This window comes from Mesocryomonas lacus, assembly GCF_055730105.2.
In genome coordinates this window covers 509,905-534,126 of sequence record NZ_JBUZWF020000003.1, presented here as the reverse complement: position 1 = coordinate 534,126, position 24,222 = coordinate 509,905, and the positions used below count along the sequence as shown (strand labels likewise).

General features: G+C 67.8%; 22 protein-coding genes and 1 other RNA gene. 7 read left to right on the top strand and 16 right to left on the bottom strand.

What is annotated here, in order from left to right; genetic code table 11:
• Positions 1–231 precede the first annotated feature (231 nt).
• The gene (locus ACZLZQ_RS12310; RefSeq protein ID WP_472949599.1) at positions 232–1,719 is read left to right on the top strand and encodes a hypothetical protein; all 1,488 of its coding nucleotides are present in this window, start codon (positions 232–234) and stop codon (positions 1,717–1,719) included.
• 82 nt (positions 1,720–1,801) lie between these two features.
• On the opposite strand, the gene ACZLZQ_RS12305 is transcribed toward ACZLZQ_RS12310, so the two are convergent.
• The 8 genes from ACZLZQ_RS12305 to miaA form a co-directional block, all read right to left on the bottom strand.
• Positions 1,802–2,929: an ATP-dependent DNA helicase gene (locus tag ACZLZQ_RS12305; protein ID WP_472932554.1), complete on the bottom strand. Its 1,128-nt coding sequence runs from the start codon at positions 2,927–2,929 to the stop codon at positions 1,802–1,804.
• Positions 2,930–3,062: 133 nt separating this feature from the next.
• Positions 3,063–3,509 carry a cupin domain-containing protein gene (locus ACZLZQ_RS12300; protein ID WP_472949598.1) on the bottom strand — a complete coding sequence of 149 codons (447 nt, stop codon included), beginning with the start codon at positions 3,507–3,509 and terminating at the stop codon, positions 3,063–3,065.
• A 111-nt stretch (positions 3,510–3,620) separates the two neighbouring features.
• Complete coding sequence (locus ACZLZQ_RS12295) at positions 3,621–4,214, bottom strand: LysE family translocator (RefSeq protein WP_472949597.1); 594 nt, start codon at positions 4,212–4,214, stop codon at positions 3,621–3,623.
• 76 nt (positions 4,215–4,290) lie between these two features.
• On the bottom strand, positions 4,291–4,863 hold the full coding sequence (ilvN, locus tag ACZLZQ_RS12290) for an acetolactate synthase small subunit (RefSeq protein WP_472932559.1): 573 nt from the start codon (positions 4,861–4,863) through the stop codon (positions 4,291–4,293).
• Positions 4,864–4,954: 91 nt separating this feature from the next.
• On the bottom strand, positions 4,955–6,730 hold the full coding sequence (locus tag ACZLZQ_RS12285) for an acetolactate synthase 3 large subunit (RefSeq protein WP_472932561.1): 1,776 nt from the start codon (positions 6,728–6,730) through the stop codon (positions 4,955–4,957).
• 280 nt (positions 6,731–7,010) lie between these two features.
• A complete protein-coding gene (locus tag ACZLZQ_RS12280; protein ID WP_472932562.1) occupies positions 7,011–7,817 on the bottom strand; it encodes a DUF1206 domain-containing protein in 807 nt (268 codons plus the stop codon).
• A gap of 99 nt (positions 7,818–7,916) precedes the next feature.
• Complete coding sequence (locus ACZLZQ_RS12275) at positions 7,917–8,699, bottom strand: GGDEF domain-containing protein (RefSeq protein ID WP_472932564.1); 783 nt, start codon at positions 8,697–8,699, stop codon at positions 7,917–7,919.
• A 37-nt stretch (positions 8,700–8,736) separates the two neighbouring features.
• Positions 8,737–9,693, bottom strand: a complete 957-nt coding sequence (gene miaA / locus ACZLZQ_RS12270) for a tRNA (adenosine(37)-N6)-dimethylallyltransferase MiaA (RefSeq protein WP_472949596.1) — start codon at positions 9,691–9,693, stop codon at positions 8,737–8,739.
• A 7-nt stretch (positions 9,694–9,700) separates the two neighbouring features.
• Here miaA and serB point away from each other — a divergent pair, with 7 nt between their 5' ends.
• Together serB and ACZLZQ_RS12260 are read left to right on the top strand one after the other, a co-directional pair.
• Positions 9,701–10,567, top strand: a complete 867-nt coding sequence (gene serB / locus ACZLZQ_RS12265) for a phosphoserine phosphatase SerB (protein WP_472949595.1) — start codon at positions 9,701–9,703, stop codon at positions 10,565–10,567.
• A complete protein-coding gene (locus tag ACZLZQ_RS12260; RefSeq protein WP_472949594.1) occupies positions 10,564–11,130 on the top strand; it encodes a GNAT family N-acetyltransferase in 567 nt (188 codons plus the stop codon). Before serB ends, ACZLZQ_RS12260 begins: the two co-directional genes overlap by 4 nt.
• Positions 11,131–11,136: 6 nt before the next feature.
• On the opposite strand, the gene ACZLZQ_RS12255 is transcribed toward ACZLZQ_RS12260, so the two are convergent.
• The 7 genes from ACZLZQ_RS12255 to ACZLZQ_RS12225 form a co-directional block, all read right to left on the bottom strand.
• Positions 11,137–11,550, bottom strand: coding sequence for a thiol-disulfide oxidoreductase DCC family protein (locus ACZLZQ_RS12255; RefSeq protein ID WP_472949593.1), 414 nt, complete (start codon positions 11,548–11,550; stop codon positions 11,137–11,139).
• Positions 11,551–11,605: 55 nt separating this feature from the next.
• Positions 11,606–13,189: a Do family serine endopeptidase gene (locus ACZLZQ_RS12250; protein ID WP_472949592.1), complete on the bottom strand. Its 1,584-nt coding sequence runs from the start codon at positions 13,187–13,189 to the stop codon at positions 11,606–11,608.
• Positions 13,190–13,393: 204 nt separating this feature from the next.
• Positions 13,394–14,524, bottom strand: coding sequence for a protease modulator HflC (gene hflC, locus ACZLZQ_RS12245; protein ID WP_472949591.1), 1,131 nt, complete (start codon positions 14,522–14,524; stop codon positions 13,394–13,396).
• A complete protein-coding gene (gene hflK / locus ACZLZQ_RS12240; RefSeq protein WP_472932576.1) occupies positions 14,524–15,732 on the bottom strand; it encodes an FtsH protease activity modulator HflK in 1,209 nt (402 codons plus the stop codon). The genes hflC and hflK overlap by 1 nt, the downstream gene beginning before the upstream one ends.
• A 189-nt stretch (positions 15,733–15,921) precedes the next feature.
• Entirely contained in the window at positions 15,922–16,428 is a 507-nt protein-coding gene (locus ACZLZQ_RS12235; RefSeq protein ID WP_472949590.1) for a dihydrofolate reductase, read from the bottom strand.
• A complete protein-coding gene (locus ACZLZQ_RS12230) occupies positions 16,425–17,012 on the bottom strand; it encodes a glutathione S-transferase family protein (RefSeq protein ID WP_472949589.1) in 588 nt (195 codons plus the stop codon). The genes ACZLZQ_RS12235 and ACZLZQ_RS12230 overlap by 4 nt, the downstream gene beginning before the upstream one ends.
• 70 nt (positions 17,013–17,082) lie before the next feature.
• A complete protein-coding gene (locus ACZLZQ_RS12225) occupies positions 17,083–17,877 on the bottom strand; it encodes a thymidylate synthase (protein ID WP_472949588.1) in 795 nt (264 codons plus the stop codon).
• A gap of 62 nt (positions 17,878–17,939) precedes the next feature.
• On the opposite strand from ACZLZQ_RS12225, the gene ssrA reads away from it, so the two are divergent.
• The 4 genes from ssrA to ACZLZQ_RS12205 all read left to right on the top strand — a co-directional run bounded on the left by ssrA (position 17,940) and on the right by ACZLZQ_RS12205 (position 19,543).
• Positions 17,940–18,333: a transfer-messenger RNA gene (gene ssrA, locus ACZLZQ_RS12220) on the top strand.
• A 56-nt stretch (positions 18,334–18,389) separates the two neighbouring features.
• Positions 18,390–18,971 carry an SspB family protein gene (locus tag ACZLZQ_RS12215; RefSeq protein WP_472932582.1) on the top strand — a complete coding sequence of 194 codons (582 nt, stop codon included), beginning with the start codon at positions 18,390–18,392 and terminating at the stop codon, positions 18,969–18,971.
• 8 nt (positions 18,972–18,979) lie between these two features.
• Complete coding sequence (locus ACZLZQ_RS12210) at positions 18,980–19,261, top strand: DUF4169 family protein (RefSeq protein WP_472949587.1); 282 nt, start codon at positions 18,980–18,982, stop codon at positions 19,259–19,261.
• Between the two features lie 9 nt (positions 19,262–19,270).
• Complete coding sequence (locus ACZLZQ_RS12205; RefSeq protein WP_472949586.1) at positions 19,271–19,543, top strand: ribbon-helix-helix domain-containing protein; 273 nt, start codon at positions 19,271–19,273, stop codon at positions 19,541–19,543.
• Positions 19,544–19,896: 353 nt separating this feature from the next.
• On the opposite strand, the gene ACZLZQ_RS12200 is transcribed toward ACZLZQ_RS12205, so the two are convergent.
• Positions 19,897–24,057 (bottom strand): AsmA family protein, encoded by a 4,161-nt coding sequence (locus tag ACZLZQ_RS12200; protein ID WP_472949918.1) that lies wholly within the window; start codon positions 24,055–24,057, stop codon positions 19,897–19,899.
• Positions 24,058–24,222 lie beyond the last annotated feature (165 nt).

Here is a 24,222-nt window from a genome sequence, read left to right as displayed (position 1 = left end):
CCCGGAGAGAGCCAGCGTTCTGGGGACCGATGTCCCGTCCTGCCGGCGCGGAAAGTAGCTCAGCCGGCGTCAGAGTTGCTGCGGGCGTCCGGCCATCGCCTCGGCGCATCCCACGTGGTGACGGCTTCTCCGCGGCGGCTTGCCACATCGTCCGGTTTGCGTGGTTGACAGGCGCTGCCGAGACTTGTTCCCTGACCGCATGGGCCTGGGAGGGCCGTTTGGGAGAATGAAATGGGTAGCTCGAGATTCCTGCCGCTGGTGATCGCCGGCCTGATCGGACTGTTCGTCGGATGGCTGTTCGGCCCTGATGTCGACGACATCGAGGACGCACAGACCGCGCGCTTCGATCAGCTGGACGCACGGGTCGCCGCGATCGAATCACCGCTCGCCGGCCTTCAGACAACGATTAACGCACAAGCCGCCGCCAGCGCCGGCCCCGCCGAGGCGATCGCCGCGCTCGGCGCCAAGGTCGATGCCGCAGCAGCGGCCGCAACGGCCGGTCAGGCCTCCGGCGAGACGATTACCCAGAGCATCGCCGCCCTGCAGGCCAAGCTCGATGCGCTCGCGGCAGCGCCGCCGCCGGCACCTCCGGCAGCCGCGCCCGCCGGCGGCGGAAAGGCCGACGCGCTCGCCGCTGAAATCGGCAATACGGGCGCCGTGCTTCTCGCCGGCCAGACGGCGATCTTCGGCAACAAGCGACTGACCGTCGCGGCTGTCAGCGACACGGGTGCCTCGCTCGGCGCCGAGGGCGCAGCTCCCGCTGAAACCGCCACAGGCGGAAAGATCGACCTCGGCGGCGGCTGCAACGTGACGCTCGCCGGCGTGTCGGGCACCGCGGCCTACCTCGCCCCGACCGACTGCAGCAATGCAGGCGCGCCTGCAGCGCCGGCGGCACCAGCCGCCCCTGCTCCGGCTGCGGAAGCTGCACCGGCGGCACCCGCACCCGCTGCTGCCGCGCCCGCCCCCGCTGCTCCGGCTGCTCCCGCACCGGCTGCTGCCGCGGCGCCTGCCGCCGCTCCGTCGCCCGACGGAACCTCGATCATGGTGGGCCAGACCGCGATGTTCGGCAGCAAGGGCGTTTTCCTGACCCGGCTCTCGCCCGACGGCAAGGCCTTCCTGTTCCTCGCCGGCAGCCAGGGCAAGGGACAGATCCCCGTCGCCACCGGCGCCGCCGCTGATCTCGGCGATGGCTGCAGCGTCACGCTGGTGAAGATCGACGGCCGTACCGCCACCTTCAAGGCTACCGGCTGCGGTGGCGAGGCGGCTGCGGCTCCAGGCGCCCCCGCTCCTGCTTCTGCCCCCGCAGCACCGGCTCCGGCAGCCCCCGCCGCACCGGCACCGGCACCGGAAGCTGCCCCTGCGCCCGCACCGGCTGCTCCGGCGCCAGAGCCTGCAGCGGCCGCACCGGCTCCGGCAGCGCCGGCCCCGGCGGCTGCGGCAGCACCTGCAGGCGCCGAGGCTCCGGCTGGCGAGGCACCCGCCCCGACACAGGCCACCGCCGGAGGCCCCGCCGCCCTGACGATCGGACAGACGGCGACCTTCGGCACGCAGCGCATGTTCCTCTCCCGCCTGACGCCGGAGAAGGCCTTCGTCGTGGTCGTCGGCAGTGGCAACAAGGAAGTGGCTGTCGGCGCGGCGCTCGACCTTGGCGGCGGCTGCACCGCCAAGTTCGACGGCATCAGCGACAAGACAGCGAATTTCACCCCGTCGGGCTGCTGAACCTTCTCCAGTCACCTTACAGAAAAGCGGCGGTGGATCTCTCCACCGCCGCTTTTCTGTGTCCGGATCGCTCGCGTCGCAGCTATTTGACGATGGTGAGTTTTTCCGCCGCCCGCGTGATCGCGGTATAGAGCCAGCGCTCGCGGCTGTCCTTGAAGGCCCAGCTCTCGTCGAACAGCATCACGTCGTTCCACTGCGAGCCCTGCGCCTTGTGGACGGTCAGCGCGTAGCCGTAATCGAAATCGTCGTAACGCTTCTTGGTCGCCCAGGCGACTTCCTCGTCCGGCGCCTCGAAGGCCGACTTCAGCAGCTTGATCTTCGCCGCGCCCTGGTCGACGTCGTCGTCGTCCGGCCGCACGATCAGGTTGATGCCGGGCTTCACCGTCTCGGGCGATGCCGTCATCACCTGCCAGAGCGAGCCGTTGAGCAGCCCCTTAGCCGGGTCGTTGCGCAGGCACACCAGCTTGTCGCCGGCATAGGGGAGAAAGCCCTTGAACCCTTTGAGCTCGCGCAGCCGCGCATTGTAGCGCCGGCGGGTGCGGTTGGTGCCGACCAGCACCTGGTCGGCGGCGAGCACCCGGTCGCGGTCGACGTCCTGCTTCGAGATGATCTGCGCTGCGCCATAGTCGCCGAGCATCAGCGGCTTGCCCTCGCGCACGTCCATGGCGAGCGCGATGATCGGGTTGTCGCGCGCTTGGCGGTGGATCTCAGTCAGCAGGAAATCCGGCGGCGCCTCGGTGAAGAAGCCGCCCCCGGTGACCGGCGGCAGCTGGCCGGGATCGCCGAGGACCAGCACCGGCGTTCCGAACGACAGAAGGTCGCGACCGAGTGCCTCGTCGACCATCGAGCACTCGTCGACGATGATAAGCTTGGCCTTGGCGACCGGGCTCTGGCGGTTCAAGGAGAACGTCGGCGAGACGCGGGCGGTGCCGGCGGTGTCGTCGGCGATCACGTCCTCCCCGCGCGGGCGGTAGATCAGCGAATGCAGCGTCCGCGCGCTCTTCGCGCCCTTTGAACGCAGCACCTGCGCCGCCTTGCCGGTGAAGGCGGCGAACTGCACGCTGCCGTCGATGCCCTCGGCAAAGTGTTTTGCGAGCGTCGTCTTGCCGGTCCCGGCATAGCCGAAAAGCCGGAAGATCGGCTGGCCGCCATCCTGCAGCCACGTGGCGACGGCCTGGAGGGCCTGATCTTGCTGGGGCGAGAATTTCATTCTGCCGACAGACAGGATTCCCGAGATGAGGGCAAGTCGGAGACCGCGGGTTTACCCCTTATCCCGCCCTTCGGGGCACCCGGCCGGCAGCGATCGGACGCGATAGACCCGGACGAACCAGCCGTTTCCGTTTTCATCCCCGGTCGGCCCCCTGCGGCGGGTTGCCGGCCGCAGATCCGGAGAAGAGGTAGGTAACATCGCCGAAGCCGTCGACCGGGAAGACGTAGAGGACGCGCGCTCGCGCGGCCGAGACGTTCCGCGAGCCGTGCTCGGCCATTCCTGGGATGAAAAGGCAGTCGCCTTTGGCAATCTCGCGGTCGACACCATCGATCGTCACCCGCACCTGTCCTTCCAGGACGAAGTAGATCTCGTCCGGCGCGTGCCGGTGCGGCGCCAGGAAACCTTCCGGCTCGAGCGTCGCAATACCCGCCGTCAGTCCCGCCGTCGGCGTCAGTCCTGCCGAGATCAGCGTCTGCCAGCCGATGACGCCGCGTCCCTCCGGTTCGTTCCACCCTTCGGGACAGTGGCCGCTATCGGCGACGACGCAGGCTTCGGTCGCTGTCGCTCCGGCATGGTTCATGTCCGCTCTCCCCCTGACCGCGCTGGCCCCGCAGCCCGATCTAGCCACAGATCATGGCCGGATGCGACGCCTGTCGGTGCCGGATGCAACACGGCTTGCCGGCCGCAGGGCCTAAAGAAGGATCGGGACCACCGTCAGGGCGAGCAGCACCCCCATCGCGATGTTGAACCACTTCAGCCGAACGGGATTGGACAGGAAACCCCGCAGCGCGACGCCGAAGCCCGCCCAGACCGAGACGCTCGGAAAATTGACGAGCCCGAAGGCGAAGCCGACGACGAAGACGGACGTCACCGGATGGTCGGCGCTGGTGTAGGCACCCATCGCGACCAGCGCCATCGCCCAGGCTTTCGGGTTGACCCACTGGAAGGCCGCCGCCTGCAGGAAGGTCATCGGCACGGCGCCCGCCCTGCCCTCGCCGAGGCCCCTCGAGTTGCCGATCTTCCACGCAAGCCAGATGAGATAGGCGGCACTCAGCCATTTCAGAGCCGTCTCGAGGACCGGAAGAGCGGCTAACAGGGCGCCGAGGCCGAAACCAACGGCAAGCAGCAAGGCGACGAAACCGACCGCGATGCCCAGCATGTGCGGGATCGTGCGCAGGAAGCCGAAATTCACGCCGGACGCCAGCAGCATCATGTTGTTCGGCCCCGGCGTCACCGACGAGACGAAGGCGAAGGTGACCAGCGCGAGAAAGACGTCGAGGGACATCGTTTTTCCTTCGGGGCCGACCGCGGTCGCCCGCGCACCCCGGTGAAGGAGAGGCCGCCACGCCTCCCGGTGAAACCTACATCCCGTGCCGGCCGCGCGAGAGGGCAGCGACGCCGGTGCGGCAGAGCTCGACGAGGCCGAGCGGCGCCATCAGGGCGATGAACTGGTCGACTTCCCAGACCCGGCCGGTGATCTCGAAGATGAAATGCTCCACCGAGGCGTCGATGATGCTGGCGCCCAGCGCATCGCTGAGGCGCAGGGCCTCGGCGCGGTTCTCGCCGGAACAGGCCACCTTGACGATCGCGAGTTCGCGCTCGATCGGGCTGTCCATCGTGCCGTCGCGGCCGTGCAGCGTCAGGTCGACCACCCGGTGCACCGGCACGACGCGGTCGAGCTGGCTCTTCAGCTGTTCCAGGAGGTGTGGCGTGCCGCGGGTGACGATGGTGATGCGCGATAGGTGCTTGGCGTGCTCGGTCTCGGAGACGGTGAGGCTCTCGATGTTGTAGCCGCGGCCGGAAAATAGACCGATGACGCGGGCCAGAACCCCCGGCTCGTTGTCGACGAGAAGCGCGAGGGTGCGCGTCTCGACCGCCTCCTTCTCCTGGGTGATGAAATAGGCAGAGGCCGGCGGCTGGATCGGGCGGTTCATGGGGTTCTCTGGCGTTGGCGGCGCGGGTCGGCGCGGCGTGAGACGGGCGGCAAAGGCACGCGCCACCTTTCGGCGGCGCGTGCCCGATACCTCAAACGAGAGCAGCGCCCTTGGCGTCGATGGCATTGGCGACCGCGTCGTCCGTCGCCTCGTCGGGCAGCAGGATCTCGTTATGCGCCTTGCCCGACGGGATCATCGGGAAGCAGTTGGCAAGGTTCTCGACATGGCAGTCGAAGATCACCGGCCGGCGCACGTCGATCATCTCCTGGATCGCCGCGTCGAGGTCTCCCGGCTTGTCGCAGCGGATGCCGACGCCGCCATAGGCTTCCGCGAGCTTCACGAAGTCCGGCAGCGCATCGGAGTAGGAATGCGACAGACGGTTGCCATGCAGCAGCTGCTGCCACTGCCGGACCATGCCCATGTACTGGTTGTTGAGGATGAAGATCTTGATCGGCGCGTCGTGCTGCACCGCCGCCGACATTTCCTGAATCGTCATCTGCACCGAGGCGTCGCCGGCGATGTCGATCACCAGCGCGTCGGGATGGGCGATCTGCACGCCCAAAGCCGCCGGCAGGCCGTAGCCCATCGTCCCCAAGCCGCCGGAGGTCATCCAGCGGTTCGGCTCCTCGAAACCATAGAACTGCGCGGCCCACATCTGATGCTGGCCGACCTCGGTGGTGATGTAGGTGTCGCGATCCTTGGTCAGCTCGTAGAGCCGCTGGATCGCGTATTGCGGCATGATCAGCTGGTCGTTCGGCTTGTAGGCCAGGCAGTTGCGGCCGCGCCAGGCGTTGATCCGCGCCCACCAGTCGGCCACCTCAGGGTCTGCGCGCCGGCTCTCGGCCTTCCAGGTCGAGACCATGTCGGCGAGGACATGCGCGACATCGCCGATGATCGGCAGCTCGACGCGGACGATCTTGTTGATCGAGGACGGGTCGATGTCGATGTGGATCTTCTTCGAGTTCGGCGAGAAGGCGTCGAGGCGGCCGGTGATGCGGTCGTCGAAGCGCGCGCCGATGCACAGCATGACGTCGCAGTCATGCATGGCAAGGTTCGCCTCGTAGGTGCCGTGCATGCCGAGCATGCCGAGCCAGTTCTCGCCGGACGCCGGATAGGCGCCAAGCCCCATCAGCGTCGAGGTGATGGGGAAACCGGTGACCGCGACGAGCTCGCGCAACAGACGGCTCGCCTCAGGCCCCGAATTGATGACGCCGCCGCCGGAATAGATGATCGGCTTCTTGGCATTCGCCAGCATCTCGATCGCCGCACGGATGCGCTCGTGGTCGCCCTCGAGCTGCGGCCGATAGCTCTCGTGCCGGTGGATCGGCTGCGGCGGCGTGTAAGTGCCGGTCGCGAACTGGACGTCTTTCGGGATATCGACGACGACCGGGCCGGGCCGGCCGGTGGTGGCCACGTGGAACGCCTCGTGCAGGACGCGGCTGAGATCCTCGACGTCCTTCACCAGCCAATTGTGCTTGGTGCACGGCCGGGTGATGCCGACGGTATCGCATTCCTGGAAGGCGTCGGAGCCGATCAGCATGGTCGGCGCCTGGCCGGTGATGCAGACCATCGGAATTGAATCGGACAGCGCATCCTGCAACGGCGTCACCATGTTGGTGGCGCCGGGACCGGAGGTGACGAGGACCATGCCGGGCTTGCCGGTCGAGCGGGCATAGCCCTCGGCCGCGTGTCCCGCGCCTTGCTCGTGCCGGACGAGGATGTGCTTGATCGCATCCTGCTGGAACAGAACGTCGTAGATCGGCAGCACCGCTCCGCCGGGATAGCCGAAGAGATGCTCGACGCCGTGGTCGACCATCGCCTGCACGACCATCTGGGCGCCCGTCATTTTACGTTGTCCGGCAGTCATCGTTTCGGTCCGTTTCCTGGTCGATCGATCCGCTGCATCCCGTAGTCCGGGTTTTCGCTGAGAGATCGTCGAAGTGGCTGAAAAGGCGGAAAATGCGAGCAATAAAAAAGGCCCCTGAAGGGCCTTGGGCAGCGCACACGTGGCTTTCGCCGGACGGTCCCTAGACCGTCTCGCGTGTGCGCCCTCGTACTACGATTAGAATCTTGCTCATGGTGAAGACGTTAATCGCAACGGAGAGGCGCGTCAACGCCCCTCCGTCACGCGATCAAACATCCACCGATCAGCCGGCGGACACCTCGATGCGACGATAGCGCGCCTGGGCCAGCGCGTAGACGCCGAAGGCCATCAGTCCGAGGCCAGTCGCGGCCAGGAAGGCCCAGCCGTAGCGCCAGTCCGCCATAGCGTCGAGCGCGGTGCCAAGGCCCGGCGTCTCGCTGTCGGCATAGGACACCGCCCCGGTGAAGATCAGGAAGCCGAGCAGCAGAAACGTAGCGCCACGGGCCATGAGGCCAACCTGGCAGACCGGCTTCAGCCAGCTGCGGTCGGCCGGAAACCGCATGTATTTCTCAAACCCCGCGGTGGCGCCCTTGAAGATGTGAGCCAAGCCCGCCACCAGCATGATCGCGGCGGCAGCCAGCGTCAGGGCCCGGCCAAAGCCCGCGGCATAAGCCATGGAGATGCCGTCATGCATCATCCCGCCGCCGCCGGAACCGGCGCCGATGGCGAGGGTCGCGGCAAACAGCGCCAGCGCGCCGTAGGACACGCCGCTCGCCAGAAGACCGGTCCGCACGAAGAGGCCCTTCGCCCCCGTACCATGTCGGTCCGGATCGAGACCGGCCTGCAAGAAGCGCCAGAGCGAGAACGCCAGCAAGGCCACGACGAGAACGGAGAGAAGTACGACGCCGCCGACCGAGCCAAAAACCGTACCGATCGCTTCCTTCGAGCCCATCGCCCGTCCGGTGGAATAGGCAGCCTTGAAGGCGAAGTAGCCGATGATCAGATAGACCGCGCCGCGTGCGACATAGCCGGCGCGGGCCGCCTTCTCGATCGGACGCCGGTGCTGGTGAAGAACGTCGGTGGCGGACATGAAAGCTTCCAGGCTGCCGCCGGGATGACCGACAGCGTTTCGACAATGGTCGGCCGAAACCGCTTGTCGGCGGATCGGTTCCGGCGCCGGCTGATATCGTCAGGCGCAGATGCGGTTTCGGCCGGATTGCTTGGCGTTGTAGAGATTGATGTCGGCGCGCTTGTAAAGCGATGCCGCGTTCTCGCCCGGCCGGGCCTCGGCGAGGCCGATGGACATGGTGATGCGCAGCCGCACGTTGCCCGACTGGATCCGCAGCCGCTCGACGGCGAGCCGCAACCGGTCGGCGAAGTCACCGAGATCGCGCGGGCTCATGTTCGGGACGACCACCGCGAATTCCTCGCCGCCCAGTCTCGCGACGGTGTCGTGATGGCGCGTGTAGTCCATCAGGCACTTCGAGACCTTGCGCAGTACCTCGTCACCGACATCGTGGCCGTGGGTGTCGTTGATGCCCTTGAAGTGATCGAGATCAAGGATCATCAGGCCCAGCGGCTCGGCACTCCTGTCGAAGGCGCTGAGTTGCTGGTCCAGGGCATCGTCGAAATGCCGACGGTTCGCCAGTCCCGTCAGACCGTCGGTCAGAGCCGCCTGCTCCATCTCCTTGGTGCGGCGCCGAAGGACACTGGTCAGCATGGAGAGCTTGCCGTGCTCGCGCGACTGCGCCCGCAGGAAGGGCAGCACGAAGACAAGGGCGACAATAGCGGCCGTGATCAGCAGGCCCTCGATGGAGAGGTAAAGGAACCGTATATAGTCCCCGTTCGGAACCCCGCCGGAAACCGCCAGCTGGCGGCCGAACTCGCCCGCCATCTCCGAAACGAGGACCGCAGCCGCGAAAATGACCGCCAGCAGCACGACGAATGAAATCTCAACTTTTCTCGATGTCATTCTCACCCATGCCATGCCTGACGTCCGTGGATGAGACTTAGCTGCCTGAAGGTTTACTGAACTTAAAGTTTTGGAGCACTTTGCCGAGATCGGCATCCAATTGTTCGGTCGGCTGCAGACGGCCGCCGTCGAACTGGTGCCGGAACCAGGTTTCCTGCCGCTTGGCATATTGCCGACTGCGGGTGACCGCGCGGTCCGTCGCCGCATCGAGGTCGAGCCGCCCCTCGAGGTGCTCGACAAGCTCGGCAACGCCGATGGCCTTGCCCGCCGTCCCGGCGAGCGCGCCGGGGATTTTAGCAAAGGCTTCCGCCTCGGCCAGAGCGCCGGCCGTCAGCATGGCGTCGAACCGCTGGCGGATCTGATCGCGCAAAACCGGACGCGGCGGGGTGAGGAGGATCGTCAGCGCCGAGTCCGCCGCGATCAGCGGGGCGCCGGCGCCCCGCTGCAGCGCCGCCAGCGGCTCGCCTGTGACCGCCAAGATCTCCAGCGCCCGCAGGATCCGCTGCGGATCCCCCGGCCGCAGCCGCGCTGCCGTCTCGGGATCGCGCCGCGCGAGTTCGGCATGGAGGGCTTGCGGCCCCTCGTCCGCCATGCGGGCCCGCCAGGCCGTCCGGACGGCATCGGGCACTGCGGGCATCGCGTCGATGCCGCCGAGCAGCGCCTTGAAGTAGAGGCCGGTGCCGCCGCAGATGATCGGCATCCGGCCCTCGGCAGCAAGCGTCGCCAGAAGCGGCGCAACGTCCCGCGCCCAGGCGCCGACGCTGTAATCGGCATCCGGCGGCACGTGGCCGTAGAGGGCATGCGGCGCGGCGGCGAGATCGGCGTCGGACGGTCGCGCGGTTAGGAGCCGCAGGCCGTCATAGACCTGCATGGAGTCGGCGTTGACGACGACGCCGCCGAAAGCCCTCGCCAGCTGCACGGCCAGCCCCGACTTGCCGCTCGCGGTCGGCCCGGCTATCAGGACCGACCGGATTTGTCCGGCTGGTTGGGACATTCGCGCCATGCTCGTCGTCACGCTCATCTCCGCCCGGCACAGCCTGCCCATCGCCCGCGACGTCGCGGAAAGCCTTGGCGGTGCGCTGACCTGGCTGCAGCCGGACGTCGCCTGCGACATCCATCTGCCCGGAGCGCCGACGGCGGCGGCGATGGCCGAGGTCCGCGCGCTCGCGGCCGCCACCAAGGTCGACTGCGTGGTGCAGGAGGCGGCCGGTCGGCGCAAGCAGATTCTGATCGCCGACATGGATTCAACGATGATCGGGGAAGAGTGCATCGACGAGCTCGCCGCCCTTGTCGGGCTGAAGACCGAGGTCGCCGAGATCACCGCGCGGGCGATGAACGGCGAGATCGACTTCGAGCCGGCGCTCATCGCCCGCGTCGCGCTGCTGAAGGGGCTCCCAGAAAGCGTCATCGCCGACGTCATCGCCTCGCGCATTACCCTCGCCCCCGGCGGCGCCACGCTCGTCGCCACGATGCGCGCCAACGGTGCCTATGCTGCGCTGGTGTCGGGTGGCTTCACCGCCTTCACCTCGGTCATCGCGGCCCGCCTCGGTTTCGACGAGAACCGCGCCAACAGGCTCGACATCACCGATGGCCATCTCGCCGGCACCGTCGAAGCGCCTATCCTCGGCCGCGAGGCCAAGGTCGAGGCGCTCCGGCAGATCGCGGGGATGCGCGGCCTGACGCCTGCCGACGCGCTGGCCGTCGGCGACGGCGCCAACGATCTCGGCATGATCGGCATCGCCGGCACTGGCGTCGCGATCCACGCCAAGCCCGCGGTCGCCGCCGCCGCCCCGCACCGGATCGACCATGGCGACCTCACCGCCCTGCTCTTCCTCCAGGGCTATGCGGCGACCGACTTCGTCGGATGATCCCGTTCGAGACCGAGCGGCTGATTGTCCGCCGCTGGATGGACCGCGACCGCGCGGCGTTTCACCGGCTGAACAGCGACGAAACGGTGATGCGTTTCTTTCCCTTTCGCCGCGACCGGGCCGAGTCCGATGCCGCCCTCGACCGCTTCAACGCCATGCTCGACCGCGACGGCATGACCTTCTTCGCGCTGGAGGCCAAAGAGGACGGGCGGGTCGTCGGCATGACCGGCACGGCCCGGCTCGATGCCAATATGCCCCGTGCCCCGGGGGTCGAGATCGGCTGGCGGCTTCTGCCGGAAGAATGCGGCAATGGATTTGCCACAGAAGCGGGCCGCGCCTGCCGCGACTTCGCTTTTGCCGGCTTCGACATCGGCGAGATCGTCAGCTTCTGCGTCGTCGACAATATTGCCTCGGAAGCGGTGATGTTGCGCCTTGGCTTGGAGCGGGTTGCCGACTTCGACCATCCCAAGGTCGATCCAAGGACCCATCCCCATCTCGTCCGCCACAAACTCTATCGCCTTTCGCGGGGGCAATGGTCGGCGCTTGCGACTCACCAAAGCTAGACGGCTTTACGAGACACGCGCCCTCGCCTCGTCAAAGCCGGTGAAGCGATGGCGCTGGTCCGGCGGCACCAAGGTGCAATTCTCGCGCCGACCGAACCAGCGATAGCGTCGCCGTGCGACGAGATCATAAGCGCTGTCACGCCAGGAGCGCGGGACGATGCGCAAAAGCCCGAGCCAGCGCCAGGGCGCCTTCAGGTACCGGCTGATCTCGATCGCCGCATCGGATCGCATCAGGCCCTTACTCACCACAACCAAGAAGGTCGCATCGAGGTCTTCGGGCGTGAGCCCATGGGCCGCAGCGAGCCCCGCGCCCTCCGGCGACCAGGCGCCAACGAAATGCAGCGCCGCATCGCGCTCGAAGCGCAGCACAAACGCGACCATCCCGCTGCACAACACGCAGTCGGTATCGAAGACGATCACTGGATGGGGCACCGGAACGGGCTTTGCCCCGGCCTCCGGCGCCAGAGTCACGACGTCAATCGATCGGCACCACCACGAAGCGCAGTTCGCCCGTCGCGGTGGCAAGCAGCAGCAGCGCGTTTTTGCGGCCGCTGGTCTTCAGGCTGGCGATCTTCTTGGCGATGTCGGCGGGCTTTGCCACTTGCTCCTGCGCGACCTCCCGGATGACCATGCCGGGCTCGATCCCCTTCTCGGCCGCGCCGGACGACGGCGCGACGGCGGTGATCACGACGCCTGACACGTCGGCGCCGAGCCCGAACTTCGTGCGGGCCGCCTCGTCGATCTCGTCGAGAGCCAAGCCGAGCACCTCGACACCCTCCTGCGCCTTCGCGCCGGGCTGGCTGTCCTCGGTGTCCGCCTTGTCCTCGTCACCCATCAGCTTCTCGCCGTCCTCGAGCCGGCCGAGCGTCACGTCGACGTCGATCTGTTGCACGGGATCGGAGGTCTTCGCTTCCTTACGCAGCAGCTTCACCACGACCTTCTTGCCGACCGGAGTCTCCGCGACGATGCGCGGCAGGTCGCGCGAGGTCAGGATGTCCTTGCCGTCGAAGGTGACGATGACGTCGCCGACCTTTAGCAAGCCGTTGTCGGACGGGCCTTTCGGGACGACGCCCATCACCAGCGCGCCCTTGGCGGCCGGCAGGCCGAGGCCCTCGGCGATGTCGTCCGTCACCTCCTGCAGACGAATGCCGAGCCAGCCGCGCCGCGTCTCGCCGAACTGGCGGAGCTGGCCGATGACGTTGGAGGCGATCACCGAGGGAATGGAGAAGCCGATGCCGATCGAGCCACCGGTCGGCGAGATGATGGCGGTGTTGATGCCGACGACATCGCCATACATGTCGAACAGCGGGCCACCGGAATTGCCCCGGTTGATCGCCGCATCGGTCTGGATGAAGTTGTCGTAGGGGCCAGCATTGATGTTGCGGCCTCGGGCCGAGACGATGCCGACGGTCACCGAACCGCCGAGCCCGAAAGGGTTGCCGATGGCCATCACCCAGTCGCCGATCCGCAGCTTCTCGGAATTGCCGAACTTTACGGCCTTCAGCGGCGTCTTCGGTACGACCTTCAACAGCGCAATGTCCGTCTTGGTGTCGACACCGACGAGTTCGGCATCGAGCTTGGAGCCGTCGGCGAAATTGGCGGTGATCTCGTCGGCGTCGGCGATGACGTGGTTGTTGGTGACGATGTAGCCGGCGGGGTCGATGACGAAGCCCGAGCCCAGCGACTGCACCTTGCGGGAATCACTGCCGTCGCCGTCCTTCAGGAGATCGTCGAAGAAGTCCTGAAGCGGCGAGCCTTCGGGCGCCTCGAGCCGCGGCACGTTGCGCGAGGAACCCTCGACGGTCTGGGAGGTCGAGATGTTGACCACGGCGTCGAGCAGCGGCTCGGCGACATCGGCAACGGATTCCGGACCGTTCGACCGATGCGGCGTCGCGGGAACGCCGGGGGCTGCGGGATTGACGGTGTCGGCGACCGGGGGCTGCGGGGCTACCGTCTGGCCTTGGGGCGGCGGCGCGATCACCCCTTGCGCGCCGGCGGGCACTGCGAGACCGAGGAGAAGAAGACCCGTCAGGGCGTGCAGCGGGCGGCGGTCGGACATAGCGGTTCCCGTGGTTCTCGCGCCCGGGCCGTCGCCGGCATGGGCCCCGGAGATCGCGCCCTGCGCACCCGATCGAGGCAAACGGAAAAACATGGCCGAAGCAAGAAGATTACGGCCACTTCACGGCTTTGCACCGCCGACGTGACCCGCTCGGCAGCCCTAAAATGAAAATGCCGGGCGGTGGAAGCCGCCCGGCATAAAGACTTACTGTGCGGGCGCCGAGGCCGGCGCTTCTGCGGGCGCCGGCGTCCCGGCTGGCGCCGGTGCTTCCGCGGGAGCCGGTGCATCTGCCGGCGCTGGCGTATCCAGCGCCGGCGCCTGCAACGCCGCGGGGGCGCCTGCGGGTGCCGGTGCGTCCGCTGCCGGTGCTGTCGGCGGCGTTGCGGCTTCCGCAGCGGCTTCGGCTGCAGCGGCCGCGACACCCGGGGGCACCGCGACGGAAGCCGTGGCGCCGGCCGCACCATCGCTCTTGAAGTAGCGGAAGAACTCAGAGTCCGGGCTTAGGACCATCGAGGGTCCGTTGCCGTCGAGCGCGGTCTTGTAGGCCTGCATCGAGCGGTAGAACTCGAAGAACTCCGGGTTGCGCCCGAACACCGCGGCGAAGATCGCGTTGCGCTGGGCCTGGCCGCCGCCCTGCAGGACAGCTGCCTCGCGGCGTGCGCCGGCGAGGAGCTCGGAGGATTCACGTTCAGCGGCGGCGCGGATCTCGCGGGCCGAAACCTGGCCGTCGGCGCGCAGCCGCTCGGCCTCAGTCAGACGCTCTGCCGCCATCCGGCGGTAGGTGTTCTCAGACACTTCGCTGGTGAGGTCGGTCCGGCTGATGCGGATGTCCTCGAGGCTGATGCCGAGCGCCGAGGCCTCCGGCCGAACCTGGTCGCGGATCTCGACCATCATTTCCGCCCGCGCCGAGGAGAGCGCCGCGTCGAAGCTGCGCTTGCCGTAGGTGGCGCGGATGGCGGAGTTGAAGCGCGTCAGCAGCCGCTGCTCGGCGATCTCCAACTGGCCGCCCTGGACGCCGGCCCGGAACTTGCGGGCATCGGTGATGCGGTAGACCATGAACGCATCGACGACATAACGCGCGCCGCCGGACACCTGAACCTCGAGGTCGGTGATGTCGGAGCGCAGCAGGCGGTCCGGCAGCATCTGGACGATGTCGGCATTGGCGAAGGCGAAGGGCAGCTTGGCGTAAAGGCCGGGCTCGGTGATCACCCGCTGGATCTGACCAAGGCGGATCACCACGGCCTGCTCGCGCTCGTTGACGACGAAGATCGAGCTCCAGATGATGAACAGGACGACGGCGAAGCCGAGCAGGCCGGCATAGAAACGGTTGCTCATCAGTTGGCTCCCTGGCTGGCGGTCGCGCCGGTGCTGGTCGAGCCGTAGTTCTGGTTCGGGGTGTTCGGGGCAACGGTCGTCCCGCCGCGCCGCTGCAGATCGTTCAGCGGCAGGTAGGGCACGACACCCTGTCCGTTGGTGCCGGACTCAATGATCACCTTCTTGGCGTCGCGGTAGACGCCTTCCATGGTCTCGAGGAAGATCCGACGACGCGTGATTTCAGGCGCCTTCTCGTACTCGTCCAGAATGGCAGTGAAGCGCTGCGATTCACCTTGCGCGTCCTGGATCAAACGGTTGCGCTCGGCGGCCGCGTCTTCGCGGATCTGAACGGCCTGACCACGGGCTTCACCCAGCTGCTGGTTGCGGTAGAGGTTGGCTTCTTCGACAAAACGGGTCTGGTCCTGGCCGGCGCGCTGCACTTCCTCGAAGGCGGTCGCAACCTGCTGCGGCGGCGCCGCGTCCTCGATGGAGACGCCGCTGATGCGCAGGCCCGAGCCGTAGCGGTCGAGGGCATCCTGCATGATCGCGCGGACCGACTCGGCAATGCCGGCGCGGTTGTCGCGGAACACCTCGTCGACAGGCCGACGTCCGACGACTTCACGCATCGCGCTCTCGGCGACTTGCCGCAGCATGCCCTGCGGATCGTCGACGTTGAAGAGATAGGCTTGCGGATTGTCGATGCGGTAGAGCACGGAGAACTGGACGTTGACGATGTTCTGGTCGCCCGAGAGCATCTGCCCTGCGAGAGCGCCGGAGCCATCCGGGCTGGCACTGCCGATGCGCAGCTGGTTCTCGACGGCCGGCACGGTCTGGAACGTCTCGAGCGGCCAGGCGGTGAAATTCAGGCCCTCGCTGGCGAGTTCCTGGCGTGGCTTGCCGAGGAAGATCTTCACGCCGTATTCGCCGGGCTGGACGGTATGGACCGCGTTGAAGACCCAGATCAGCGCGAGGACGACGAGAATAAGGCCGCCGAAGGCAAAACCGCTGGCCGCTCCGCCGGGAGGACCACCGCGACCGCCGCCGCCACCGCCACCACCTGGGATGGCGCGCCGAAGACGGTCCTGGCCGCGCCTCAGGATTTCCTCGAGGTCGGGAGATTTCCCGCCGTTACCGGGGCGCGGGCCTTGGCCCCAAGGGCCGTTGCCATTGCCGTTGCCGCCGCTGCCTTTATAGCCGCCGCCACCACCGGTCTGATTGCTCCAGGGCATGCATGTCCTCTCGATTGACATGAAGGACACGGGAACTGCCCCGCATCGTCGATCATTCGTCCAAAACCCTTATAGGAACTGGCTTGAGCCCTTTCAACGCGAGGACGCGGTTTTACCGGTCGCGCCGCCGGTCATCGTTACCGGATGCCTGCCGCCCAGGCGGCAAACGGCGGCCCCTCGAGGGTGATCTCAGATCCGGTCGTAGATGACGAAACGGCTGGCTGCGCTGTCCCGCTCGCCAGCGGAAACATCCTCGTACTGCACGATTTTCCACCGCAGCGGATCGATGGCCGGAAACAGCGTATCCCCCTCCGGCCTCGCCTCGACATGGGTGACGTAAAGGCGCTCGAGCCGGTCCATGAACAGGGTATAGATCTCTGCCCCGCCGGCGATCACGATCTCGTCGGCGCCGCGTTGACCGGCAAGCTCCTCCGCAAGAGCGAGGGCCGCCTCCGGCGTCGCGACGGCGTGCGCACCGGCGATCGGCAAAGTTGCGCTCCGAGTCAGCACGACCGAATCCCGCCCGTCGAGCACCCGCCCGATCGAGACCAGCGTCTTGCGTCCCATGATCATCGGCTTGCCCATGGTGAGCCGGCGGTAGCGCTTGAGGTCGGTGGCGAGGCGCCAGGGCATTTCGCCGTCCCGGCCGATGACGTTGTTTTCGGCCATGGCGACGACGGCGACCAGTCGGGTCATGCCGCGTCCCGCTGCAGGCCGCGGGCCAGCGCCGGACGGACCGACATCCGCTCGGCATGCGCCCGGAGCACTTCGAGGTCCGGCATCAGTGAGGCCGACCACTGCATGACGCTGGCGACCAGGATGTCGGCAGCCGACACGGTGTCGCCGAGCAGATAGTCGTGCCGTGAGAGGGTCGCCTGCAGCCTTTCCCCGAGTTCGTCGAATTGCCGGGCGAAGAGCGAGCCCGGCGTCGCGATCTGCAGCTGCCGCGCGGTCACCGCCGGCTCGAGGACGCCGGCATAATAGGCGAGCCATGTCAGGTAGGCGCCGCGTTCGGGGTGGCCGATCGGCCGTCCCATCTCGGAATCGGGGAAGAGATCGGTGAGGTACAGCACGATGGCGCTGGACTCCGAGATCACTGCGCCGTCGTGCAGCAGCGCCGGCACCTGTCCGGCCGGGTGCGGGTTGGCGGGATCGCGGGCACCGGACCCGTCCATGCGGCGGATGCCGACATAGCGGACGTCGTAGGTCGCGCCGAGCTCCTCCAGCAGCCAGAGAATGCGCGTCGAGCGCGACTGCGGCGAATGAATCAAGGTCAGCATCGCGTTTCTCCCGGCGTCAGACATCGGAAATTGCGCCAGAACGGATTGTGAAACCAGCCCTGACGGTTGCTCAGACGGCGATGGGCGCCTTGATGCTGTCGTGCGCCTGGTAGTTCTCGATGGTGATGTCGTCGAAGCCAAAGGCGAAGAGATCGGTGACCGCGGGGTTCAGCCGCAGCTGCGGCAGCGGCAGCGGCTCCCGCGTCAGCTGCAGCCGCGCCTGCTCGAAATGGTTGGCATAGAGATGCGCGTCGCCGAGCGTGTGGATGAACTCGCCGGGCCGATATCCCGTCGCCTGGGCGATCATCGCCGTCAGCAGCGCGTAGGAGGCGATGTTGAAGGGCACGCCGAGGAAGATGTCGGCAGAGCGCTGGTAGAGCTGGCAGGACAGTTTGCCGTCGGCGACGTAGAACTGGAACAGGCAATGGCAGGGCGGCAGCGCCATCTCGTCGACGAGGGCCGGATTCCAGGCCGAGACGATCAGCCGGCGCGAATTCGGGTTCCGCTTGATGGCCTCGACGACGCCGGCGATCTGGTCGATGTGGCCGCCCTGATAGTCGGGCCAAGACCGCCACTGCGCCCCGTAGACCGGGCCGAGCTCGCCGTCCGCATCCGCCCACTCGTCCCAGATCTTCACGCCGTTGGCGTTGAGATAGGCGATGTTGGTGTCGCCCTTCAGGAACCAGAGCAGCTCGTGGATGATCGAGCGAAGGTGGAGCTTCTTGGTGGTGACGAGCGGAAAGCCGGCGGCGAGATCAAACCGCATCTGACGGCCGAACACCGAACGGGTGCCGGTGCCGGTCCGGTCGCCCTTGTCGGCGCCGCCGGCCAGAACGTCGGCCATGAGATCGAGATAGGCACGCATCGAAACCTCGGAAAGGAAATGTCGGCGACTATCTCGCCGGCTTAGAATGGCTTGGCGCTTTCGGCCTTTTCAGATGGCAGGGAACTGCCTATATTCGTCTCGCCGGTGCAAGCCGGCTATAGCGATAAACGGACGATGAAATAAGCCATTCGGACCCGGGGGCGGTACCCGGCGCCTCCACCTGAACCCTTCCGCAGTGGAAAAGTCCTCCCTCATCGGGGGTCAATCTTCCACGGGAAGGGTTGAGGCGGGGGCGAAATAGGATCGACGAGGGTGTAAAGATCGAACTTTTGCTCGGCATGGTACCACCGTCATCGGGCTATATAGTAGTTGCCAATGACAACTATGCGGAAGCACGTCTCGCAGCCTAAGGCTGTGCGATAGCTTCAAATCAAGCCCTGGGGGTTCGCACTTCTAGGCGGGGTTCGGAGGCACCTGGCAACAGAAGCCTCCACTGATTTACGGGCCCGCCGTCCCGGCAAGCCCCCGAGAAGAGCAGTCAGAGCGTCACGATGGGCCAGGATCTAATCCGCTACGATATTCTCGCGCAGGATGCCCTGCGCGGCGTCATCCGGAAGGTCTTGAACGAAGTCATCAAGACCGGACTGCCGGGCGAGCATCACTTCTTCATCACCTTCCTGACCTCCGCACCCGGCGTGCGGATTTCGTCGCGGCTGCGCGAAAAATACCCGGAGCTGATGACGATCGTCATCCAGCACCAGTATTGGGACCTTGCGGTGACCGATACGACCTTCGAGGTCGGCCTGTCCTTCTCCGACATCCCGGAGCGCCTGCTGATCCCGTTCGCAGCGATCCGCGGCTTCTACGATCCGGCCGTCAACTTCGAGCTCGAGTTCGACGTGCGCGAGGTCGAGGCCGCCAATGGATCGAGCGACGACGCGCCGGTGTCGATCGCGCCGCCCGCCTTGCAGGAAGTGCCGAAGACGCCGCGCGCCGCGCCGGCGAAGCTGCCGGCCAAGGCCCGTTCCAAGGACCAAGGCGAGGCGCCGACCGAAGAAAAGCCAGCCCCTGCTGCGGCCGAAAAGAAGAACGCCGAGGTCGTGTCGCTGGACGCGTTTCGCAAGAAGACCTGAGCCGGCGCATGGCCGAGATCGTCAATCTCCGGCAGGCGCGCAAGCGGCTCGCGCGGGCCGCGGCGGCCGATCAAGCCGATGCCAACCGTACGGCTTTCGGCCTTCCGAAGCGCTTGCGGGAGGCGGCGAAGACCGAACGCGAGACGCTCGCGTCACGCCTCGACGGGCGTAGACTGGGGAAGCCGCAGACCGATGCGGGCTCGAACGGCTTCGCCGATACGGCTGCCGACACCGCCACTGTCCCCTCAACGCTTACCGAGGGCCCGGCGGATACTCGCTCGGCCGACTGAAAGCCGGCGATGATCGTCAAGCGCTCGATCAGCATTCGCGGCCACCGGACGTCGATCAGCATCGAGGACGCGTTCTGGGCACGCCTCCAGGCGATTGCCGCCGATCGGCGGACGGCTCTGGCCGCCCTCGTCGCCGGAATCGACACCGCCCGAACACCCGGCACCAACCTTTCCTCCGCCATCCGGCTGTTCGTGCTCGACGAAGCCCTGGCCGCCCGAGGCGAGACTGCACCACCTCGCCCGGCTGCGCCTGTTGCGCACGAGGTGGCAGCGCGCGATTGAGGCGGCTACCACACCGGTCAGGTCCCGTCGGCGTACAACCGAGCGCAGCGCCGGTTGTGGGAGGTCAGATCAGGCCCGTATCGGAAAGCCTATTTCCCGCCGCGCCTTGGGGTGCAGTGCCGCAGTTCGATCAGCGGGGCCATTCGGCGCTGTTTGCAGGACACGCGAAGCGCCTAGGTCGACGCAGGCCCTCCCCTCATCTCACCGAAGCGATCATCTCTCATGAGGCTGACGCGGAGGGCACCACATCCCTTCGACCGGCAACGAGGCAGCGACGTCATCGCCTCGCCGACCCAACGCCTGAGCCTGAGCCTGAGCCTGAGCCTGAGCCTGAGCCTGTAGCGAGGCACACCTTATCTCGGTCCGAACTGCAACGGGTTCTTCACGCCGGGTAGCGAAGGAAAATCCCTCGGCGCTTCGGTCGGCGGCGCGAGTTCGAGCGGCCGGGTGATCTGGTCGGTGTCGAGCGTGCGCCGCTCCGTCGGCGGCGTGGTGGCCTCGCCCGCACCCGCATTGCCGGCAGCGCCGCTGTCATCTTGCTCAGCCTTTGCCCGGGCTGCCGCGCGTGCCGCCTCGCGAAGGCGCGCCTCGGCAATCGCCTTGGCGGCCGCGGCTTCCTGTTCTGCCTCTGCAGCCGCATCGGCCCTCGCCGCTTCTGCTTCCGCAGCTGCCGCCCTTTCGGCTGCCTGTTGCGCGGCGTCCCGCCGCTCCGCCGCCAGCCTGTCCGCCAACGCCTTCTCGGCAGCCGCTTTCTCGGCCGCGGCCTTGTCGGCGGCCACACGGTCGGCCAGGGCTTTTGCCACCGCGGCTCTTTCAGCCGCAGCTGCGGCCGCCGCCGCCTTCGCCTTGGCCGCCGCTTCTGCCGCCAAGCGTTCCTCTTCGGCCTTGGCCGCGGCCTTCTCGGCTTCGACCCGCGTCGCCTCGGCCCGCGCCTGCTCTTCCTTCAGCCGCACTTCCTCGCGCGCAGCTTCGGCCGCCGCGGCCTCTTGTGCCGCAATCCGGCTGGTCTCGCGCCAGCGGTAGTAGCGCGCCTCGCGCCGCAGCCGCAGCCGCTCCTGAAGTGCCTCCTGCATGGCCTCGACCCGTGCCTGCTCCCGCTCATAGGCGCGCACCGAGAGGTAACTCGCCAGCGGCTGGACGTCGGCCGTCAGCGTTGGCCGGGAGATCGGACCGGACAGGCGGTAGAGGATGGAAGGCGCCGCGCCCTCCACCGCATCGTCGCCGGCCTGCATGTCGAGCCTCAGATCGGCGGAAACGCTGAGGTTTTTCAGATCGAGCGCCGCACTGCCCGTCAGCGTCTCGGCGTCTCCCGGCAGCGTGGTCGCCGCGAACCGGGCGACCCCGCCCGCCACGGTGAAGTCGGTCTTCGCCGCCGCCACCGGGTAGCGCGCGCCTTCGTCAAGGTCCGCCACGAGCCGCGACGCGGTGTCGGCGCCGGGGACAAAACCCTCGGCATCCGCCGCCTTGAGGATCGGCCTGAACATGCCCGGCCGCACGCCGGCAAAGGACGCATCGCTGACGCTCACCGTGCCGGCGCCGGTCAGCGACGAGACCAGCGCCCGATAGGACTGCCCGGTGCCGTCGAGCTTGACCGTCGCGTCGATGGCCCCGGCCACGGCCGCGTCGGGCCCGTCCGGGTCGTTCTCTTCCGCCGCCGCGTCGTCATCTTCCCCCGCACGCCCAAGTGCCAGGGCGCCGGCATCGATGCCGCTCAGCTGTGCCTGCAGCGAGAGCCCGCCAATGCCGTTGGCGTTGCGCAGCACCGCCTCGCCGGCGACATAGCCGCCGGCGACCGATGCCTGCAGGTTCCGGAACGCCAGCTGCCCGTCGGAGGCAGCGAGGGTCGCCGAGAAATCCCGAGCCGCGACACCGTCTGCCAGCCGCAGCCGCTCCGCCGTCACCCCCAGCACCATCTCCATCGGCGGCAGCAAGGGCGCGGGAAAGCTCTCCGCCGCGCCGCCAGCGTCTTCCGGCGAGCGGCCGTAGGCCAACGTCGCGAGCCAGGGCAGCGACAGGTTCCGCGCGAAGACGTTGCCGGTCAGAGGTCCGTCGCTGTCCTTTTCCAGTTCGGCCGAAACCTCGGTGCCGCCGGCGGACCCCGCGAGGTTGCGCAGCGCCAGCGTCTTGCCGTCGAAGGCGAGGTGCGCACCGAGATCGATCGGCAGCGGATCGAGCTGCGACTGGCCGATGGCGGAGCCCGTGGTGATCAGCCAAGGCCCCAAATCCTGGCTCTTGGCGGTGAGGCCGAAATCGGCCGCGGTGATGGTGCTGGCGGCAAGGTCGAACGTGCCCTCGGCATTGAGATCGGTCCCCGGCGCGCGCAGCGCCGCACTCGCGGCCACCGGCCCCGCGGTTCCCGCCGAGAGGGACAGCTCGAGCTCCAGCGGCGACGGCGCGCGCACCGGCAGCGTCTCCAGCCCGAGCTGACCGAGCAGCGTCGCCGGCACCGTGTTGGAGAGCTTCAGCTCCAGCCCGAAGCGCCCGTTGGTCCCTGCGGCATAGAGGCCATTGCCGAGCGAGAGCTGCATGCCAATGTCGGTTCCGGCGGCCTTGCCCGTCAGGTCGGCAGCGAGCGAGGGCTTCTCGCCCGGCGCATCCTCAACCGTGCGAACCTCGCCGCGCAGGCTCAACGGCCCGAGCGCGGGCGCCCGCACGCGCAACGCCTCCAGCGCCGGACTGCGCGGCAGCCGCTGGACGAGCGCCTCCACCAGCCGTTCCGGATCGGCCGCATCGAGCGCCACGGTCAACCGCCCGGCGATATCGCTGGCGAGGTCGCCGAGCTCGCCGGAGACCTCGAGGTCGGCACCGTCGACATCGCCGAGCGCGAGCTTGCGGATCGCCAGCTGGCGGCCGTCATAGCCGATGTCGGCATCGATCCGGGCGGCGGTCGCGCCGGCATAGCGCACCGGTCCGGCGGCGATCCTGAGGTTGAGCCGATCGGCTCGCGCCAGTGTATCGTCCTCGCCGGTGAACAGGCGCGAGAGCGCGAGCAAGGCGTCGAGGTCCATGCTGCCGGCGGTGAAGTCCGCCGTCATCGCGCGGTCCTGCCGTGGTCCGCTTCGCGCCAGGCTGCCGCGCAGCGTGTCTCCGCCGACGTCGACTTCCAGATCGCGAAACTGCTGCGCCTCTCGGCTGAGCTCGACCTTGCCGGAGAAGCCCGCCTGCGGCAGGGCGCGGATGGCCGGATCGACCGTCCCGGTCAGCCAGCCGGCGAAGCCCGACGGCTGGCGCGAGGCGACGAGCAGATCGCCTTTGAACTCGATCGCCCGGTCAAGCGTCATCACGCCGGACGCCTCCATCCGGGTCCGTCCCGGCAGTTCGGCACCGAAACGCTCGACCGACCAGCCGGTGTCGGTCGGCGAAACCGTGAAGGCGACGTCGCGGATCGTCGTGTCGCCGGCGACCACGATCGGCAGCGCCACCTTGACCGTCCCGGGGATCCTCGGTTTAGGCACGGCGGCAAACACCGCGCGCGCCGCTTCCAGCCGCTGGTCGAAGGTCACCGTGTCGGGTCGGGCGGTGGCCTTGCCCGCGATCTTGTCAACGTCGACCTGCTCGCCCTTGAGGTCGAGATCGAAATGCGGCAGCTGCGACAGGCCGATACTGCCGCTGCCGGTGAGGATATAGGGAACCTCGCCACTGCCGGCAGCCAAACGTATATCGCTCAGCGCCAAGGCATCGGGCGTGCCGGCGATCGCCGAGGTCAGCGCAAAGGGAGGCAGCAGCTTGACCGCCGGCGCGTCCTGGCGGATCGGCGCCTTCTCGGCGGCGGCGAAGGGCTCGACCGACTTCGGCAGCGCAACCGGCAGCGGGCTCGCCACCTGCAGCTTGCCGGCGAGCGTCGGACGGCGCTCCGCCAGATTGACTGAGCCGTCAAAGACGACGCTGGCGTCGAGATCCGGCGAGTCGACCGTCAGCTTGAACGGCAGTCCGGTCTCCGGCTGCAGCGGCCCGGACGAGATGCCGAAAGAGAGCGGCTTTCCCCCGGCGGTGAGCATTCCCGTCCCGCTGAACGGACCGCTCAGCGACTTCGCCGAGAACCGTCCCCCCACGGCGGCGAGATCATAGCTTCGGCCGGTCAGCCCGTTCTCGACGGTGACCGCCCCGTCGACGACCTCAACGTCCTCGAGCACCACTTGTGCCGTGGTCGGCAGGCGGGCGCGGCTGCCGACGAAGGCGAGCCGTCCATCCGCGCCCAGCGGAACCCGCAGCCTTGGGCGGTCGAGCCGCATGGAAAAAATCCGGATCTCGCCCGACAGATAGGGGGCGAGCTCGGCGTCCATTCGGAACTTCGCGATGCTCATCAACGGCTTGGTGCCGTCGCCCGGATCGGCGACGACGACATCCGAGAATGTCACGCTCGGAAACGGCAGCAGCCGGGCGGACGCCTCGCCGCGCACCGTGACGGACTGGCCGAGGATCTGGCTCGCCTCGCGCTCGAAATCGGCGCGGTAGGCGGTCCAATCGACGAACCACGGCGCAATCAACACGCCGAGCAGAGCGACGACAAGCAGCCCGCCGATCGCGACAAAGGCTCTGACCAGGGTCCATTCCTCCGCTGAACGACCCCATCCTTCCGGACCTCAGGTCGCTGCTTCCCGACACATCATCGCGGCGCTGAGGCGCACGGCGACAGACGCTCCATCCGATAACCCGGCGGCTTAGCGCCGGGCTCCGGT

Bases quoted from the DNA above. Each gene is read 5' to 3' on its own strand.
- ACZLZQ_RS12310 (WP_472949599.1), top strand. From the start codon at position 232: ATGGGTAGCTCGAGATTCCTGCCGCTGGTGATCGCCGGCCTGATCGGA.
- ACZLZQ_RS12305 (WP_472932554.1), bottom strand. From the start codon at position 2,929: ATGAAATTCTCGCCCCAGCAAGATCAGGCCCTCCAGGCCGTCGCCACG.
- ACZLZQ_RS12300 (WP_472949598.1), bottom strand. From the start codon at position 3,509: ATGAACCATGCCGGAGCGACAGCGACCGAAGCCTGCGTCGTCGCCGAT.
- ACZLZQ_RS12295 (WP_472949597.1), bottom strand. From the start codon at position 4,214: ATGTCCCTCGACGTCTTTCTCGCGCTGGTCACCTTCGCCTTCGTCTCG.
- ilvN (WP_472932559.1), bottom strand. From the start codon at position 4,863: ATGAACCGCCCGATCCAGCCGCCGGCCTCTGCCTATTTCATCACCCAG.
- ACZLZQ_RS12285 (WP_472932561.1), bottom strand. From the start codon at position 6,730: ATGACTGCCGGACAACGTAAAATGACGGGCGCCCAGATGGTCGTGCAG.
- ACZLZQ_RS12280 (WP_472932562.1), bottom strand. From the start codon at position 7,817: ATGTCCGCCACCGACGTTCTTCACCAGCACCGGCGTCCGATCGAGAAG.
- ACZLZQ_RS12275 (WP_472932564.1), bottom strand. From the start codon at position 8,699: ATGACATCGAGAAAAGTTGAGATTTCATTCGTCGTGCTGCTGGCGGTC.
- miaA (WP_472949596.1), bottom strand. From the start codon at position 9,693: ATGTCCCAACCAGCCGGACAAATCCGGTCGGTCCTGATAGCCGGGCCG.
- serB (WP_472949595.1), top strand. From the start codon at position 9,701: ATGCTCGTCGTCACGCTCATCTCCGCCCGGCACAGCCTGCCCATCGCC.
- ACZLZQ_RS12260 (WP_472949594.1), top strand. From the start codon at position 10,564: ATGATCCCGTTCGAGACCGAGCGGCTGATTGTCCGCCGCTGGATGGAC.
- ACZLZQ_RS12250 (WP_472949592.1), bottom strand. From the start codon at position 13,189: ATGTCCGACCGCCGCCCGCTGCACGCCCTGACGGGTCTTCTTCTCCTC.
- hflC (WP_472949591.1), bottom strand. From the start codon at position 14,524: ATGAGCAACCGTTTCTATGCCGGCCTGCTCGGCTTCGCCGTCGTCCTG.
- hflK (WP_472932576.1), bottom strand. From the start codon at position 15,732: ATGCCCTGGAGCAATCAGACCGGTGGTGGCGGCGGCTATAAAGGCAGC.
- ACZLZQ_RS12235 (WP_472949590.1), bottom strand. From the start codon at position 16,428: ATGACCCGACTGGTCGCCGTCGTCGCCATGGCCGAAAACAACGTCATC.
- ACZLZQ_RS12230 (WP_472949589.1), bottom strand. From the start codon at position 17,012: ATGCTGACCTTGATTCATTCGCCGCAGTCGCGCTCGACGCGCATTCTC.
- ACZLZQ_RS12225 (WP_472949588.1), bottom strand. From the start codon at position 17,877: ATGCGTGCCTATCTCGATCTCATGGCCGACGTTCTGGCCGGCGGCGCC.
- ACZLZQ_RS12215 (WP_472932582.1), top strand. From the start codon at position 18,390: ATGGGCCAGGATCTAATCCGCTACGATATTCTCGCGCAGGATGCCCTG.
- ACZLZQ_RS12210 (WP_472949587.1), top strand. From the start codon at position 18,980: ATGGCCGAGATCGTCAATCTCCGGCAGGCGCGCAAGCGGCTCGCGCGG.
- ACZLZQ_RS12205 (WP_472949586.1), top strand. From the start codon at position 19,271: ATGATCGTCAAGCGCTCGATCAGCATTCGCGGCCACCGGACGTCGATC.